The organism is Aquimarina litoralis (genome assembly GCF_019295435.1).
Taxonomy (GTDB): Bacteria; Bacteroidota; Bacteroidia; order Flavobacteriales; family Flavobacteriaceae; genus Aquimarina; species Aquimarina litoralis_A.
On sequence record NZ_WEKL01000074.1, the window covers coordinates 1 to 16,306 of the forward strand.

Here is a 16,306-nt window from a genome sequence, read left to right on the forward strand (position 1 = left end):
GATGAAGGTCCTAGTAGTACATTATAAGCTCCATTGGTTGTGTTTTGACCAGATTTAGCACCTAAGAAGACATTGCCAAAACCAGTACTTTTTGATCCTGCTTGATAACCAATACTTGTGTTTTCGTTACCTAACGTTCCTGCGCCTTGCCCTAAAGAAGTTGTAGTTTGTGCAATGGATTTTTGATTTGTGATTATGGTAGTAAATAGTAAGATCAGTGATAGATATTTCATTTGTGATTAATTTTAAAATTATCAATAAGTATTAAGTGATTGTTAATTAGTTTTTAGGGGCAGATTGGATTGCATTCATCTCCCGGAATTTCAACATCCAAAGGCAAATAGTTATCATAATATTTAGGATAATTTTCACTAAAATGAGGATGTTGAAATCCTCTTCTCCAAGGCCATTGCATGATAAATCTCACATTGAGGTTATTGCTTTTAATTCCGCTTATAAAATCTCTATACTGTTGTTTATCATTATAATACGTTTCTTGTATTACTATAGATTTTCCATATTCACGATTTTTATTTAGTTCATTTTTGATGGTTATAAGTGCTTGAGAAGCATTTTCATAGATATCAATTGCATATTCGTCAGCATTTCGACCAGTCTGCTTTAAATTTTTAATTAAACGATCCAATCTACCAGGCGCATAAGCAATGGAGAACCCATAACTTTTCAGATTTGGATAGACATAGGAAAAATTTCTCCAAAGTTTGTCCATATATGGTACGGTTTGTCCATCAAATCGGCCACCCATTTCTACGTCTAGATCATACATTCTTTTAAGAGAGGAGTTACCAAGTGTATTTTCTGCAGTATTAATGGCGTTATAAATGAAATTCCAGTTTTCTTGAAATTGCGTTTCATTCCAGCTTTGCCAACCTTCTGGATGTGCCAATCCTTGTGCAGCAAAGCGGATGGTCACTTCGTTATAACCAATACTTTTAATTTTTTGAAGTACATTTTTAAAATTTTGTTCCTGTTGATATGGTAAGCTGGAATTATTACTTCTGATAGTATGCAAATGTGTGTTTGAATTAGGCCAGTATGGTGGAAAATGTGTATACCAAATTACTAATCCTATTTTGCGTTGTCCGTTTTGATACATTTGCTGAAGCTGTGTATGTACTTTTGTTGGATTCAAATGGTAATGGCCTATAACTAATTTTAAGTTATCAGGACTACTCCAGATGCCCGTATTTCTATATCCTTGAGTATCATACATAGTATAATTTGATCCTCCTACTTGTTTTGGAGTTACAATAACTCTGGTATGCTTCTCCTGAGGTTCAGTAGTTGCGTTTTCATGAATGTTCTCTATCTCATTTTCGCAAGAAAGTAAAACAAAAGCGAGAAGACAKGTAAGTAATATTGATAAGTTTTTCATCTGATATTTTAAAGTTTCGTTTGTGTGAAAAGTTTGGATTTAAAATGCATCGTGCAGTCTGCATGATGATTCAGTTTTGAACATCATAAGAGTATATGATCACGAACAGAATAAAATTTATGTTGATTTTAGTAAGGGAAAACTTAGGATATTTTGTAATGCTAAGGTTTCCCTTACTATTAATTTTTATTTTTTCTACTATCTAATTATGGACAAATTGGATCACATGGAGGTTCTTCAAAATCTCGAGGTCTTCTTACGGTTCTGCCATCAGCCCATTTTCTTGCTTCTGGGTTGACAACCCAAATTCGCAATCCATTTTGTGCAAATTGTTGTCTTTCGAATTCTGATCTTAAACGAATGGACATGGTATCATCACCGTTTGCTGATATATTTATTTGTCTATCAGATCCACGATAAGTTCCAATAATGGTTTCTCCTGTAGTAGTTCGAACATCTATATATGCTTCTGGCTCGAAATTTTCTCCTACAATCCAAATACAATAGTTATCGTTACAACCTGCACCTGCTCTAAAAATCTGGGGAGCATCATTTCTTTGGACTAAGGCAGCGTTAAAACCGCCAGGGAATAAATTATAATTTGGGCATCCACTTACATTAAGATATTGTACTAGTTCAAAACCTGGTGGAATACCTTGTGTAGAACAAACTACCAGAAAATCTCCATTACTTTTATCTGTATTTAATTCTATTTCATTAATATTAGATTCTTCTAATAGAAGATCTTCTTCTGGTTGACAACTGATCGTTATTAGAAAAGTTAATAACAATAAGCCATAAAAACTCAAATGTTTTTTCATAAGTATTGTTTTAAATTAAAATGATGTGTAATCTGAAAAGATGAGAGTTCACTAATGAAAGAGCTCATATAAATTGCTGATTGCAAGCTCTCTATTTAATTGTATGGATATTATGTAAATTGAAAAAGAATGATTTTCATATCTAATAAACCTCTTTTTATAGATCGTACTGGGAAGGGAAAAGGTATAAGTTTCTTATATATTTATACCCTTTTCCCTTTTATCAGACTTGAATAATGTCTTTTTCGTTATTAATGAAAACGGTCGGTTTTAAACACTTGGAACACAGTCTGTCATACAATTCATGTATTTTGGAAAATTGCCATCGTCTCGGAAATCATCTTCGCAATTTTTTCTACAAGTAGCCATTTCTTCTGCTGTTCGACCATGACCTCCAACAATAATAGTTTGTTCTTTCTTTGCAATTGTTTTTACGTTTTCTAGTTGCAGAATGTTTTTCATCATTTGTTTAAAGTTTAAATATTACTATTAATTTTTGTCATCTATTAATGACGAGATAAATCTTAAAATTCAATTTATCGGTTCGAATTTTTAGCTAAAAAATCTTTGATAAAACTATGTGTAATATTCTGTATTATAAATTGTTATGGTGTCAATTTTATAAATTTGATGTTATCGAAAAATAGATAGTTGTATTATTTTCAATAATTATTTTAGTATTAATATATTATGAAATGATATTTTCTGGACTATAGCTCGAAGAAGGTTTTATATTAATTATTTTGATGCTAATTCATGCAAAAAAAACACCAAATTCTTAATTAGAATTTGGTGTTTTTGAGTATGTTTTTAGAATAGCGATAAAACCCTATCTAAAGTAGTGTTAATTTCTATTTTCTCAAGTTCTCCTCATAGAGATTACTGCCTATATTGTTAACTTAATTCCTGGAATATGCAGATTTACATTTTAATAATCGTTCCTGTAGAAGGGAAATATATGGTATTGTTTCTTCCTAATAGAAAAGAATAATGATATACCCCATTAATTCCATTGTTTAATTCGTTTGAGTAAATTCTAAATTTAAAATTTCCTGTTTCATTGTGAAATTTACTGTTTTGATACCTAAGAAAACCTCTTTGATCATAGATGTTTAATTTAATATCAGTATTTGGATATTTAACTTCATAATTAAAATCTACATAGGATGAAAAAGGATTAGGAGACACAGTTACCAATGTAGGATTTTGATCAGAATCGTTTAAATTTCTCGGAATATTAAATCTTTTTTCGTTATCAGATTCATCAATTTCTATTACATCATTCTCAGCATCTGCAATAACAATTAAATCTCTTCCGCGTAAGACCAATGAAAAATATTGCCAGGTTACTAGGGAATTTACTTTATAAGATGCGTTAGGTTGTAAGGCAGGAACAGTGCCTCTAGCCACAAATTTTCTTGGATACTTTTCAACATAAAAATCGAGTTTAGATAATGCTGACGGTGAATTTCCCTTATTTGTAACAGTACTAGACAGAATTACATTATTATCAGGTGTCTTGTATACTCTTATATCTGTGATTCGTAAATCTGGTAAAAGCTGTACCGGTAAAATGTTATTCATTTCATTGTATTCATAATATACATTATCCGGATCGGCTTGCGCAATAAAATATTTACCTTCTGTAGTCCAATATTGTACAAGATTTTTCCCCAAAGTGAAACTTACATTTTCACAAGTATCATAGTTTGGAGGAGTATAGGCACTCTCAATAAATATCGATTTCTTTAGCAGTAGATCATCGCTTGAATCTAACTGATCGTCATCTGATAGATATAAGCTTACTGAAGTATTTCCACCTCGATATAAAAAATCCTCATTATAGGCTCTTTCGCAAACTTTATATGTCAGTTTAACTGTATCATTTTGTATTTCCTTGTATTCTACAAAACTTGTTTCTAAATCAATATCTTCATAAACATAAAAGGTAGTAGATTTTTTCTCAAAAATATCCTCTTTGTCTATATCACACTTGTAGCAATCACAATGTTGATAATAGTAACAATCTGAATTTGGGATATCTTCTCCTTCAGCTGGGCAATCATTGTTACCAATATTTTGCGCATTGTTTGGGAAACACTTTTCTAACATAAAATCAATAGAATTGGTACCTAATCTAAACGGAGTTTCTCCCTCAATTACTGAAAACCGTATTTCCGGAATTGTTTCATTTTTGGCTCTTTGAGCATCATCATCTGGTGGTGGAGGTGGTGGCGGAATTTTAACCGGAATTAAAGATGTATTTGGTAGGTCTATGACCAATCTAAAATTATCAATATTACTCTTATTTGTATAATAACGTATAACAACCGTTATACATATTTGATTAACATAATGAGAGATAGCTATATTTTGATCTTCAGGAATCTTGATTATAGAAGTATCATCATATACTTCTATAATGACTTCCATATCACATTGGTTAGAAGATACTGTTTCTGTTTTTTTTATTGAACTAGCTTTTGCCGTATCAAAAAACAAAACTAAAAATATACATAGAATTGTATAAAAAAGTGATTTCATTGTGATTGGTAATTTTGGTGTCATAAAAATATAGTTGTAATTTTTTTTCTCAACTTATTTTTTCTTTTATATCGTCATTTTTATAAAATTGATATTATTTTTTAGCTTTTAAAGTCCGTTGGTTCTAATTCGTAGCAGGATTCGATAATACTTGTTTTATATAATAAGAATGGGTAAGGCCCGTATGTTTTTTAAATGCAGCTCCAAAGGTGTTCACACTTTTATAACCTAACTCTCCAGCAATTGCTTTAATCGTATAGGAACGAAATTTTGAATTACTATTTAACTGTTCACGGCAGTATTTTATTCTTAATTCATTAATATACTCGTTAAATGAGGAACCTCTATGTGTATTCATCATTTTTGAAAGATACGTTGTATTTGTATTAATAAGTTTTGCAGTGCTATGCAGACTACAATCTTCTTTTAAGAAGAAGGATGTTTTTTCTAATTCTTTAAGTTTCATAAAAAGATCATTTGCTTTTTGATCTGTTACAAATTCTTTCTTTGTTGAAACTTGTTCTTTCTTAGATGTGATAATTTGAGTACTTTTCTGAAGCTGATCAAACAATGCTTTATTTTTCTTTTGCTTTTGGAAGTGATAAATAAGAACGAGAAATAATATAATTATAATGCTAACCAAACAGATGATATATAGATTGTTTTTTGATAATAGTAGATCCTTTTCCTCTTCTAATTCTATAAGATCAGCATTATATAATTGATCTCTTGTATTGATATCATCTTGGTGACGAAAATCTTTAATTTTGTTGTACGCCTTGGTATAGTAAAGTTCTTTTTTAGAATCATGTAATTTTTCTGAGCATTGTCTAGCTAAATCATACATTTCATCAATTTTTTCTATTTGTCTCTCCTTTTCTTCAGAATCAATTACCTTAAAATTTTCTTCCAAAATAGAAAGGGAGTTTTCAAATTGCTCTTTTTTAAAATAAATATTGGCAAGATGAAAATTGGTTGTATATAATGTCTGATTAAAAACTTTATCGTTTTCATTTATCAAAGCCTTTGCTGTGTCTAAATGTTGAATCCCAATTTTATATTCCTTTTTAGCGGTATACACCTCTCCAAGAGTATTATGAAAAGTTGATATAGTTTCATTTAATTGAAGTCTCTTCGCAAGCTTTAATCCACCATGATAAAAAGAGATGGCTTCGTCATATTTTTGTAATTTATAACTACAAACTCCAGCACCAATTTGAGTAGACAAAAAATTAGAATAATACAAATCACCTTGATATTCCTTTTGAGTCAATTTTTTATTTATTTCTTCAAAAGATTGAAGCGCCTCTTTGTAACGATCTATTCTAACCCAGCAATTATTAATATTAATTTGGCTTGCTATTTCATCTTCTGTATTGCCTATCTTTTTTGCTGCATTTCTGGCCTTTTGATATTGTATACTTGCATTATTATAATAGCGTATTGCAAAAAAAGAATTACCATTAAGTGTATAAGAAGATAATTTAAGAGTTTCGTTGTTTGTAATTTCTGCAATCTCTGAGGCAAATTTACTATAATTGATAGCATTAATATAATCACCTCTGTTGTATGCATTATCTCCTAAATAGTAATAAGAATTAAAAACAATATCATTATTGTCATTAGTAATTCCTCTTTCTAGATAGATTTGATATGCCTTTTTTGCAAGAATAGGAGAGGTAGAGGCCTTTGTTTTCAGGAAGGCCTCCACGCTGTCAATTTGTTTATGATTTAAGATAAAGTCTTTTTCTTCTATCGAAATTGTATTTTGTTGAAAAGCCAATCCCTTAGTAAAAGGAAATAAAAGTATAATCAACAGTATGTTGATAGAAAATGTCTTCAAAGTAGTAATCTTAAATTGTTTGGTAGATATAGTAACGCTTTCTATTATACCTGTATTACACCAAGATTAAAAGGTTTCTCAATAGGAGCATGATCAGCGGCTTCAATACCCATAGAAATCCATTTTCTAGTATCTAAAGGATCTATAATAGCATCGGTCCAAATTCTGGCTGCTGCATAATAAGGAGAGATCTGCTTATCATAACGAGCTTTGATTTTATCAAATAAAGCTTTTTCATCTTCTTCCGAGAGTTCTTCACCCTTTTTCTTTAAAGAAGCTGTTTCTATCTGTAATAAAACTTTTGCAGCTTGTGCACCTCCCATTACGGCTAATTCAGCACTTGGCCATGCACAAATAAGTCTTGGATCATAGGCTTTTCCACACATTGCATAATTACCAGCACCATAAGAATTTCCTACAACAACTGTAAATTTTGGCACAACACTATTGCTCACAGCATTTACCATTTTAGCGCCATCTTTTATAATTCCGCCATGTTCACTTTTACTTCCTACCATAAAACCGGTTACATCCTGCAGGAATACTAAAGGGATCTTTTTTTGATTACAATTCGCAATGAAACGAGTAGCTTTATCTGCAGAATCAGAATAGATAACACCACCAAACTGCATTTCACCTTTCTTGTTTTTTACAACTTTACGTTGATTGGCTACAATTCCAACTGCCCAGCCATCTATACGAGCATATCCAGTTATAATGGTTTGTCCATAACCCGATTTATATTCTTCAAAATCAGAATCATCTACCAGTCGATAGATAATTTCCATCATATCGTACTGCTCATTTCTAGCTTTTGGTAAAATTCCATAAATATCATCTGGATTTTGTTTTGGTTTTATAGCTTTTATTCTATTGTAACCTGCTTTGTCAAAATCTCCAATTTTTGACATGATATTTTTAATGGTATCTAAAGCGTCTTTATCATCTTTTGATTTATAATCCGTTACCCCAGAAATTTCACAATGAGTGGTGGCGCCTCCAAGTGTCTCATTGTCTATGCTCTCACCAATAGCTGCTTTTACAAGATAACTACCCGCAAGGAAAATACTTCCCGTTTTATCGACAATCAAAGCCTCATCACTCATAATTGGAAGATACGCACCTCCAGCTACACAACTTCCCATCACGGCAGAAATTTGAGTTATTCCCATGCTACTCATAACTGCATTATTTCTAAAAATTCTTCCAAAATGTTCTTTATCAGGAAAAATTTCATCCTGCATCGGAAGATAAACACCAGCACTATCGACTAAATAAATAATTGGTAATCTATTTTCAATAGCAATTTCTTGGGCTCTTAGGTTTTTTTTACCCGTAATAGGAAACCATGCACCAGCTTTTACGGTAGCATCATTTGCAACTACGATACATTGTTTACCACTTATATGTCCAATTTTGATAACCACGCCGCCACTTGGACAACCTCCATGTTCGGGATACATTTCATCACCAGCAAAAGCTCCAATTTCAATAGCTTTATCATCATCATCCAAGAGATATTCGATCCTTTCTCTTGCGGTCATTTTACCTTTGGCATGTAATTTTTCTATCCTTTTTTCTCCACCACCTAATTTGATCTTTCCGAGCTTTTGGCGCAGAGCAGAAACTAAAAGTTTATTGTGGTCTTCGTTCTTATTGAAGTTTAAATCCATTTGTGTGTATTGTTTGCACGAAAATACAAAAATCAATGAGTTTTTAGATTATTAATAAAGAAAGCAAAATCAGCATATAATCATTCTAAAAAAAGTTTCTAAAATGTTAATTAATTAATTCAAAAATTAAGATTTCCTAACATTTCTATAACAGTTTACTAACTTTTGATTATCAGATACTTAACAATAGTCAGGTAGATTTATCAATATTTTAAATGCCACTATAACAGTTTATTAACTAATAATCAGAATCAATTATGAAATTACTGAAACTAAATCCCATTTTATGCCTACTATTTTTTGCTATTTACGTAACTAGTTGTAATGTAGATGATGACAATTTTGAAACTGAAATTCCATCAATTCCAAATACTATTGCTGGAGAACTAAAAACTAGTACTTTTTTATATGATAATGAAGGACCACATGATTATAGTTTTCATGGTAAAGTACAGGATGGCTTCATTGAAACTTATGAATCCGGTTCAAAATCAAGCTATGCTGCTGCAAGTGTTAGTCTTGCATCTGGTGATTGGTATTTGAGTGACGCTTTACTAGGAAGTTTGGCTAATGATCGTAAATATCAATCTAAATCTGTTAGAATCAGAAATACAGGATATGCAATCATGTCCTTTAATATGGACAATGGAGCTGAAACGATCAGAGTTCGTCATGCAAAATATGGTAATGATGGTACTTCTACTTGGCGATTAATTGCGTCTTATGATGATGGTGCTTCTTGGTATTATGTTGGTAATACCATAACAACTAACTCCACAACCCTTAATACAGTTTCTTTCGATGTAAATGAAACGGCAAGTGTACGATATGGAATTCAAAAACTTTCCGGAGGTTCGAATAGAATAAATATTGACAATGTGGAAGTAATAACCAGTGCCACTGGAGGAGGTAATGCAGGTATTGATAGTAATATAACCTTTGGGAATCCCTCTGATGCCGGTACAAGTTCCACTAATTATTACCTTTCAAAACCAGATTTTTCTTTATCCTATAATAATAATACAGGAACTTCCAATTGGGTAAGTTGGCATTTAAGTAGTGCTTGGTTAGGAGATACACCAAGATGTAATTGTTTTAAAAGGGATAATGATTTGCCAAGCAGTTTTTTTAGAGCGACATCTAGTGATTATACAAATTCAGGTTTCGATAGAGGACATTTATGCCCTTCCGCGGATAGAAATGGCTCAGAAGATTCTAATGAGAATACTTATTACATGAGTAATATTGCACCTCAAGCACCAGATAATAACAGGAAAAGTTGGGCCAATTTTGAAAGTTATCTACGATCACTAACATTGGATGGTAATGAAGTGCATATTATTGCTGGAGTTGCTGGTAGCGGAGGAACGGGAGGAAACGGTTTTGCAAATACCATTGATGGAGGGAATATTACGGTTCCTGATTCTTTTTGGAAAGTAGCATTAATTCTACCAAATGGTTCAAATGATATTAATCGAGTAACAACATCTACTAGAGTAATCGCAATCAATGTGCCTAATGATCAGGGAATTAGTAATGATTGGACACAGTTTAGAACATCAGTGGATGCTATTGAGAGTTTAACCGGTTATGATTTATTCGAAAACATCGCTAATTCTGTAGAATCAGTTATTGAATCTACCATCGATAATGGACCTTCTAGTTAAATACAAATTTGTAAAGAATAATCATGGGGACTTACATAATAAGTCCCTATTTTTATATATAAATTATTATAAGTGTTTGTTTACCAAACAGTAAGGTGGTGATTACAATTAAGAACTTCTTAAAAAGCTATTTTTTGATGATAAATTAACGATATTTGTATGCTGTTTTTGATTGAAAAATCAGAAAGTATTAACTAAATAACTTACTTTTTATGGGAATGAATAAAAATACAGTGTTAGCTTGGGCTACTTTTATAATGATTATTGTAGGATTAGGTCTGATAGCCATGGGAGCGTTTAGATATAGACATGTCTCTGGATGGGGATTTGCGGCTGTTGGAGTTGGTTTTCTTGCTAATGCATGGGTTTTTAATGCTTTAAAAGGAAGGGTATAGTTGCCTACTTTTTGAGTTATATCATATACACAATATTATTTAAAAAAATTAGGGCTTATGTCAGACGATAAAAAAATCATCTTTTCTATGTCTGGAGTAACTAAAACTTATAAAAGTGCAAATACTCCAGTTTTAAAAAATATATATTTAAGCTTTTTCTACGGGGCTAAAATTGGTATTCTTGGACTTAATGGTTCTGGAAAATCAACCTTACTAAAGATTATTGCAGGAATTGATAAAAACTATCAAGGAGATGTAGTATTTTCATCCGATTATTCTGTTGGTTATTTAGAACAGGAACCTCAGTTAGATCCAGAAAAAACTGTTTTAGAAGTTGTTAAAGAAGGAGCTGCAGAAATGGTAGCGRTTCTTGATGAATACAACAAAATCAATGATATGTTTGGTTTAGAAGAAGTTTATAGTGATGCTGATAAGATGCAGAAATTGATGGATCGTCAAGCAGTACTTCAAGATCAAATAGATGCAGGTAATGGATGGGAGCTAGATACCAAACTAGAAATTGCCATGGATGCTCTAAGAACTCCAGATCCTGATAAGAAAATCGAAGTGTTATCTGGAGGAGAGAGAAGAAGAGTAGCACTTTGTCGTTTATTATTAAAAGAACCAGATGTATTGCTATTAGATGAGCCTACTAACCACTTAGATGCAGAATCAGTTCATTGGTTAGAACATCATTTGGCTCAGTATAAAGGTACTGTAATTGCAGTAACTCATGATAGATATTTCCTAGATAATGTAGCAGGTTGGATTCTGGAGTTAGATAGAGGAGAAGGAATACCATGGAAAGGGAATTACTCTTCTTGGTTAGATCAAAAATCAAAACGTTTAGCACAAGAAAGTAAATCGGCATCCAAACGTCAGAAAACATTAGAGCGAGAGCTGGAATGGGTACGTCAAGGTACCAAAGGAAGGCAAACTAAGCAGAAAGCTCGTTTGAAAAACTACGATAAGTTGATGAGTCAAGATCAAAAACAACTTGACGAAAAACTGGAAATTTATATTCCTAATGGGCCGCGTTTAGGAACGAATGTTATTGAAGCTTCTGGAATTAGCAAAGCTTATGGAGATAAGCTTTTATATGAAGATCTAAACTTCAAATTACCGCAAGCAGGAATTGTGGGTATTATTGGTCCTAACGGAGCTGGTAAGACCACCATCTTTAGAATGATAATGGGGGAAGAAACACCAGATAAAGGTACTTTTAGTGTTGGTGAAACTGCAAAACTGGCTTATGTAGATCAATCTCATGCCAATATTGATCCTGAAAAGTCAATCTGGCAAAATTTTAGTGATGAGCAAGATTTAGTTATGATGGGTGGAAGAGAAGTGAACTCTCGAGCCTATTTGAGTCGTTTCAATTTTGGTGGTAGTGAACAAAACAAAAAAGTTTCTACATTATCAGGAGGAGAGCGTAATCGATTACATTTGGCAATGACTTTGAAAGAAGAAGGTAATGTATTACTACTAGATGAGCCTACTAATGATCTTGATGTTAATACGTTAAGAGCATTAGAAGAAGGATTGGAGAATTTTGCGGGTTGTGCTGTGGTGATTTCTCACGATCGTTGGTTCTTAGATCGTATATGTACTCATATTTTAGCTTTTGAAGGAGATTCGCAAGTATATTTCTTCGAAGGAAGTTTCTCTGATTATGAAGAAAATAAGAAGAAACGTCTTGGAGGAGATTTAATGCCGAAACGAATTAAGTATAAAAAGCTAGTTAGATAATAGATTGTATTTGTAATAATAATAGTATACAATACTAAATGTTGAACAATATTAAAGTAATTGCATTTGATGCAGATGATACCTTATGGGTAAATGAGACTTTTTTTAGAAAAGCTGAAGAAGACTTTTGTGAATTGGTTTCAGAATATATGTCAAAAGAAGAAGCAAACAAGCTTCTTTTTGAAATAGAAATGCAAAATCTGGATTTGTACGGTTATGGTATAAAGCCTTTTACACTTTCTTTAATAGAAGCAGCCATTAAGATTACCAATGGAAATATGAACATTGAATTGGTAAATACTTTAATAGAAAAAGGCAAAAAGATGCTGCAAGAGCCTGTAGAGCTAATTGATGGTATTGAATATACACTCCAATATTTGTCAAAGAAATATCGTTTGGTGATGGCAACAAAGGGCGACTTGCTTGATCAAGAACGTAAGTTAATTAAATCAGGTTTAGAAAAGTATTTTCATCATATTGAGATTGTTTCCGACAAAACTGAAAAGCAGTATCAGAAGTTAGTAGATCATTTGGATATTGATAAGACAGAGTTTTTAATGGTTGGAAACTCCTTAAAATCAGATGTATTACCAGTTTTAAATATTGGAGCTCATGCTTTTCATATTCCATTTCATACTACTTGGGCGCACGAAGTGCATAATGGAACTGTAGACCACCCAAATTTTAAAAGTTTGACTCACTCGAAAGAATTATTACAATATTTGTAATGAGAAAAAAGGAACTCGATATTTCTAATTGGAATAGAAAAGAACATTTTGAGTTCTTCAATAGCTTTGATGAACCTTTTTTTGGAATAGTTTCATCAGTAGATTTTACCAAAGGCTATCAAAAGGTAAAAGATAATAAGTATTCCTATTTTTTGTACTACTTACACAAAGCTGTAAAGTCTGCAAATACAATTGAATCATTTAGATATAGGATAGAAGGAGAGAAGGTTTATGTGTATGATGAAGTTCATACCTCTGCTACAATAGGAAGAGATGATCATACTTTTGGGTTTTCTTTTATTGAATATGATACGGATTTTTTAAAATTTGCTGAGCATGCAAAAAAAGAAATAGAAGCTGTTAAGAATTCTACAGGATTGCGTCATAATGATAATGCAAAAAGGCTAGATAGTTTACATATATCTTCAATTCCGTGGTATAATTTTAGTAGCCTTTCTCATGCGAGACATTTTCAATATAAAGACAGTGTTCCAAAAATTTCTTTCGGAAGATATACCAAAGAAGGTGATAAAATTAGTTTACCTATTTCCATTCATGTACACCATGCATTAATGGATGGATATCATGTAGGTTTGTTCCTTGAAGAGTTTCAACGTTTATTAAATGAATGATTTTATTATGATGACGGTGACCAGCTTTTAAATGTGGTCCGATTGAGAAAATGATAAAGTGGGTATTCTAAAAAGATAAACTATTCTATAACATTTTGTGTTTCAAAAATGGTACATTAATTAATTTATCCATTTATAAAGTATGTAGTTTATGAGAAGATTTATTTCATTAATGTTTTTATTTTTGTTTTCTAGTGCGGGAATAGCCCAGGATTATACTGATATTTTGAGGCTTAATGTATCAAGGACCAATTTAGAAGATACAGAACAAACGTTTGATACGGATATTACCAATATAAATTTCGAAGTTTTATATCCCAAGATTTTAAATGATAATTTAGTTTTACTGACAGGTGCTACCGTAGAGAATACAAATCTAAAACTTTTTGAATTTGCAACGTATGAAAATTTAACGATGGCACGTATAAATGCCGGATTTAAAATAAAACATTCAGAAAAATGGTCAGGCACATATGTGGTGTTACCAAAATTAGCATCAAACTTTGACGGTTTGGAGTCTAGAGATTTTCAAATAGGAGGGATAGCACTTTTGGATTTTCAATATAATGAAAAAATTAGAGCAAAATTCGGATTGTACTCCTCATCAGAAAATTTTGGTACTATCATAACACCACTGTTAGGAGCGTTTTATAGATCACCAAACAAGAAGTTTCATTTGGATGCAGTGATTCCAATACGTGTAGAAGCTAATTATGTATTGACAGATCACTTTAGTGCAGGTGCAGATCTGAGAACTTCTGTGAAGTCTTATAATTTTGTAAATGAAAATATAAATTTTTATGTTCAGGAAGAGTTTGGATTAGATGTAATATATAGATTTGACATTTCTGAAAATCAGTAGTTATATGATATATATATACATTTAAAATAGTGGTGAGATTATCTTATAAAATTTTATGGGATTAGATCATTTTTCTTTAACTCGATCACTTCGCCAACTTCCAGGGTGTTTAGTTTAATATTACCAATTCGTACTCTCACCAGTCGTAAAGTTGGAAAACCAACAGCAGATGTCATTTTTCGTACTTGTCTAAACTTCCCTTCTTTTAATGTAATTGACACCCAACTTGTAGGGCCATGTCTGTCATCTCGTATTTTTTTTGATCTTTCGGGAAATAGTGGAGTGGTTTCTATTTTGAAAGCTTTACAAGGATTAGTGATGTATTTTTTTCCATCAAAACCAATTTCAACACCATTTTGTAACTTGGAAATTGCTTCCTCAGTAATTGCTCCATCAACTTGTGCGTAATATTCCTTTTCTATAGAATTACTACATATGTAATTACTTATTTTACCATCTGTTGTTATTAATAAAAGTCCCTCTGATTTTTCATCCAATCGTCCTATCGACATGCTTCCTAACGGAAAGTCATATAATTCTCCCAATAACTTTTTTGAATTTTGTTTCTGACCATTATTTACAAATTGACTCAGATATCCATACGGTTTATATAGTTTATAGTGCCGATGTTGATTCATTTAATGTATTTGGGATAATCGATGTTTACTGATGTGTATCTTTTTTAATGTCACAAATGTAGTGATATACCTTAAATATGAAAGATCTAAATGTTTACTTTTAATTGTTATGGATTACTAATAAGTAATAACCAACGTTTTTAGTTATTTCTTAATATTTATAGTTATGTCGATTCAATTTATAGGACAGCCATATCATCAAGATATTATAGTTGGAGGCTATGGTACTGGGGAAGACAGAAATCAAGCTCCTAGCTATTTTGGTCCAAATCCATTGGAGGATTGGGAAAGAGATTCTGTTCGAGGATACTACCAAAGTGTGTCTAACGAACATCTAGTTAATATTAGGTATACATCCAGAGATAATGTGGAGATAAATGTGTATCAGGTAGTTTTATCAGATGTTGCTATAGTTGAGAATACTTTAGATTTAATTCCATCAGGGCATCTTAGATGGTTAAAACAAAGAAAACCAGCGGGTATTATTTTTGCAAATGTTGCAGGAAGAAGAAATTCTGCAAGATATACAGGTGGCTTAAATCCGATATATGATGATCCTAGCACTGATTTTTTTGATGAACGTGAAGGTATTATTATTACCTATGGAGCTCTATGGAAAAATCAAAATTTACGGATAGTACCAACATTGATTCATGAAATTGGTCATGTGATGACACATGGTGGAAAGATCAGTTATCGTTATTTTTCTCCAGAAGATAGAGATACTTTATCGAATACTAGGGTGTCCAGAAATCCAGGTAGATTGGAAGCTCTTTGTAATGCTTATATGTTCTTTATTTGTTACAGCAGTTCATCATCGTCCATTCATCTTTTTGGACATAGACCTTCAGATTTACAAAGAAGCCGAGAAACTCGATCAGCTTTAAGAAGATGCCCTGCTTTTACAAGGAGAATGTTAACTGGATCAGAAATGCATCGTTTTAGAGAAAGGTAATATCATATGTTTAGTCTACACATGATAAAACACATTTTACTCATATTTATTAATCAATCCGAAGTCATAAGGTGTCCAAAGACACGATTTTAAACCACTTTCTTTGAACGCAGTGTTAACCCAACTGTTACAGGTTTTAAAGCAAGAATAACTTCCATTAGCTTTATAAAAATCATCATTTCTCGAATATCCTTGATTCTCAAGAAGCATCTTTAGTCCTTTTTCGTTTATCCTAAATGTCCCAAAAATATAAGCATTTAACTTTTTTAATTCTGTTTCGCTAACTTTTACTTTAACCCAATCTGAACGTTTAGATGAATATCTGGTGACATGCATTAAAGTTGAACTTTCTAAAAACATTGCCCTAAATGCATTTTTAAAAGTTAAATCACTCCAAGAAGGA

The 16,306-nt window shown here is 31.9% G+C and carries 16 protein-coding genes; 7 read left to right on the forward strand and 9 right to left on the reverse strand.

Features of this window, described 5'->3' with window-relative positions; all coding sequences use genetic code 11:
• The 7 genes from GBO31_RS22440 to GBO31_RS22470 form a co-directional block, all read right to left on the reverse strand.
• Positions 1-233 (reverse strand): hypothetical protein (locus GBO31_RS22440; RefSeq protein WP_219010830.1); only part of this gene is annotated, 233 nt, incomplete at its 3' end.
• A 53-nt stretch (positions 234-286) separates the two neighbouring features.
• Positions 287-1,396 carry a J domain-containing protein gene (locus tag GBO31_RS22445; protein WP_219010832.1) on the reverse strand — a complete coding sequence of 370 codons (1,110 nt, stop codon included), beginning with the start codon at positions 1,394-1,396 and terminating at the stop codon, positions 287-289.
• A gap of 206 nt (positions 1,397-1,602) precedes the next feature.
• Complete coding sequence (locus tag GBO31_RS22450) at positions 1,603-2,217, reverse strand: hypothetical protein (protein ID WP_219010834.1); 615 nt, start codon at positions 2,215-2,217, stop codon at positions 1,603-1,605.
• Positions 2,218-2,487: 270 nt separating this feature from the next.
• Complete coding sequence (locus tag GBO31_RS22455) at positions 2,488-2,682, reverse strand: hypothetical protein (protein WP_219010835.1); 195 nt, start codon at positions 2,680-2,682, stop codon at positions 2,488-2,490.
• Positions 2,683-3,138: 456 nt separating this feature from the next.
• Positions 3,139-4,761: a CARDB domain-containing protein gene (locus GBO31_RS22460; protein ID WP_219010836.1), complete on the reverse strand. Its 1,623-nt coding sequence runs from the start codon at positions 4,759-4,761 to the stop codon at positions 3,139-3,141.
• Positions 4,762-4,885: 124 nt separating this feature from the next.
• Positions 4,886-6,604 (reverse strand): helix-turn-helix domain-containing protein, encoded by a 1,719-nt coding sequence (locus GBO31_RS22465; RefSeq protein ID WP_219010837.1) that lies wholly within the window; start codon positions 6,602-6,604, stop codon positions 4,886-4,888.
• 44 nt (positions 6,605-6,648) lie between these two features.
• Entirely contained in the window at positions 6,649-8,277 is a 1,629-nt protein-coding gene (locus tag GBO31_RS22470) for an acyl-CoA carboxylase subunit beta (protein WP_219010838.1), read from the reverse strand.
• A gap of 257 nt (positions 8,278-8,534) precedes the next feature.
• Here GBO31_RS22470 and GBO31_RS22475 point away from each other — a divergent pair, with 257 nt between their 5' ends.
• The 6 genes from GBO31_RS22475 to GBO31_RS22500 all read left to right on the forward strand — a co-directional run bounded on the left by GBO31_RS22475 (position 8,535) and on the right by GBO31_RS22500 (position 14,310).
• A complete protein-coding gene (locus tag GBO31_RS22475; RefSeq protein WP_219010839.1) occupies positions 8,535-9,944 on the forward strand; it encodes a DNA/RNA non-specific endonuclease in 1,410 nt (469 codons plus the stop codon).
• A 212-nt stretch (positions 9,945-10,156) separates the two neighbouring features.
• Entirely contained in the window at positions 10,157-10,339 is a 183-nt protein-coding gene (locus GBO31_RS22480) for a CAL67264 family membrane protein (protein ID WP_219010840.1), read from the forward strand.
• Between the two features lie 57 nt (positions 10,340-10,396).
• On the forward strand, positions 10,397-12,088 hold the full coding sequence (gene ettA / locus GBO31_RS22485; RefSeq protein ID WP_219010842.1) for an energy-dependent translational throttle protein EttA: 1,692 nt from the start codon (positions 10,397-10,399) through the stop codon (positions 12,086-12,088).
• A gap of 38 nt (positions 12,089-12,126) precedes the next feature.
• Complete coding sequence (locus GBO31_RS22490) at positions 12,127-12,816, forward strand: HAD family hydrolase (RefSeq protein ID WP_219010843.1); 690 nt, start codon at positions 12,127-12,129, stop codon at positions 12,814-12,816.
• Complete coding sequence (locus GBO31_RS22495; protein ID WP_219010845.1) at positions 12,816-13,448, forward strand: chloramphenicol acetyltransferase; 633 nt, start codon at positions 12,816-12,818, stop codon at positions 13,446-13,448. The genes GBO31_RS22490 and GBO31_RS22495 overlap by 1 nt, the downstream gene beginning before the upstream one ends.
• 151 nt (positions 13,449-13,599) lie before the next feature.
• Positions 13,600-14,310 carry a DUF6268 family outer membrane beta-barrel protein gene (locus tag GBO31_RS22500; RefSeq protein ID WP_219010846.1) on the forward strand — a complete coding sequence of 237 codons (711 nt, stop codon included), beginning with the start codon at positions 13,600-13,602 and terminating at the stop codon, positions 14,308-14,310.
• 53 nt (positions 14,311-14,363) lie between these two features.
• Here the strand turns inward: GBO31_RS22500 and GBO31_RS22505 are convergent, their stop codons facing one another.
• Positions 14,364-14,948 (reverse strand): pseudouridine synthase, encoded by a 585-nt coding sequence (locus GBO31_RS22505; RefSeq protein WP_219010848.1) that lies wholly within the window; start codon positions 14,946-14,948, stop codon positions 14,364-14,366.
• A 166-nt stretch (positions 14,949-15,114) separates the two neighbouring features.
• Here GBO31_RS22505 and GBO31_RS22510 point away from each other — a divergent pair, with 166 nt between their 5' ends.
• Complete coding sequence (locus tag GBO31_RS22510) at positions 15,115-15,903, forward strand: hypothetical protein (RefSeq protein WP_219010850.1); 789 nt, start codon at positions 15,115-15,117, stop codon at positions 15,901-15,903.
• Positions 15,904-15,939: 36 nt separating this feature from the next.
• Here GBO31_RS22510 and GBO31_RS22515 read toward each other — a convergent pair.
• On the reverse strand, positions 15,940-16,306 hold a 367-nt coding region (locus tag GBO31_RS22515; protein WP_219010852.1), incomplete at its 5' end, for a DUF2459 domain-containing protein.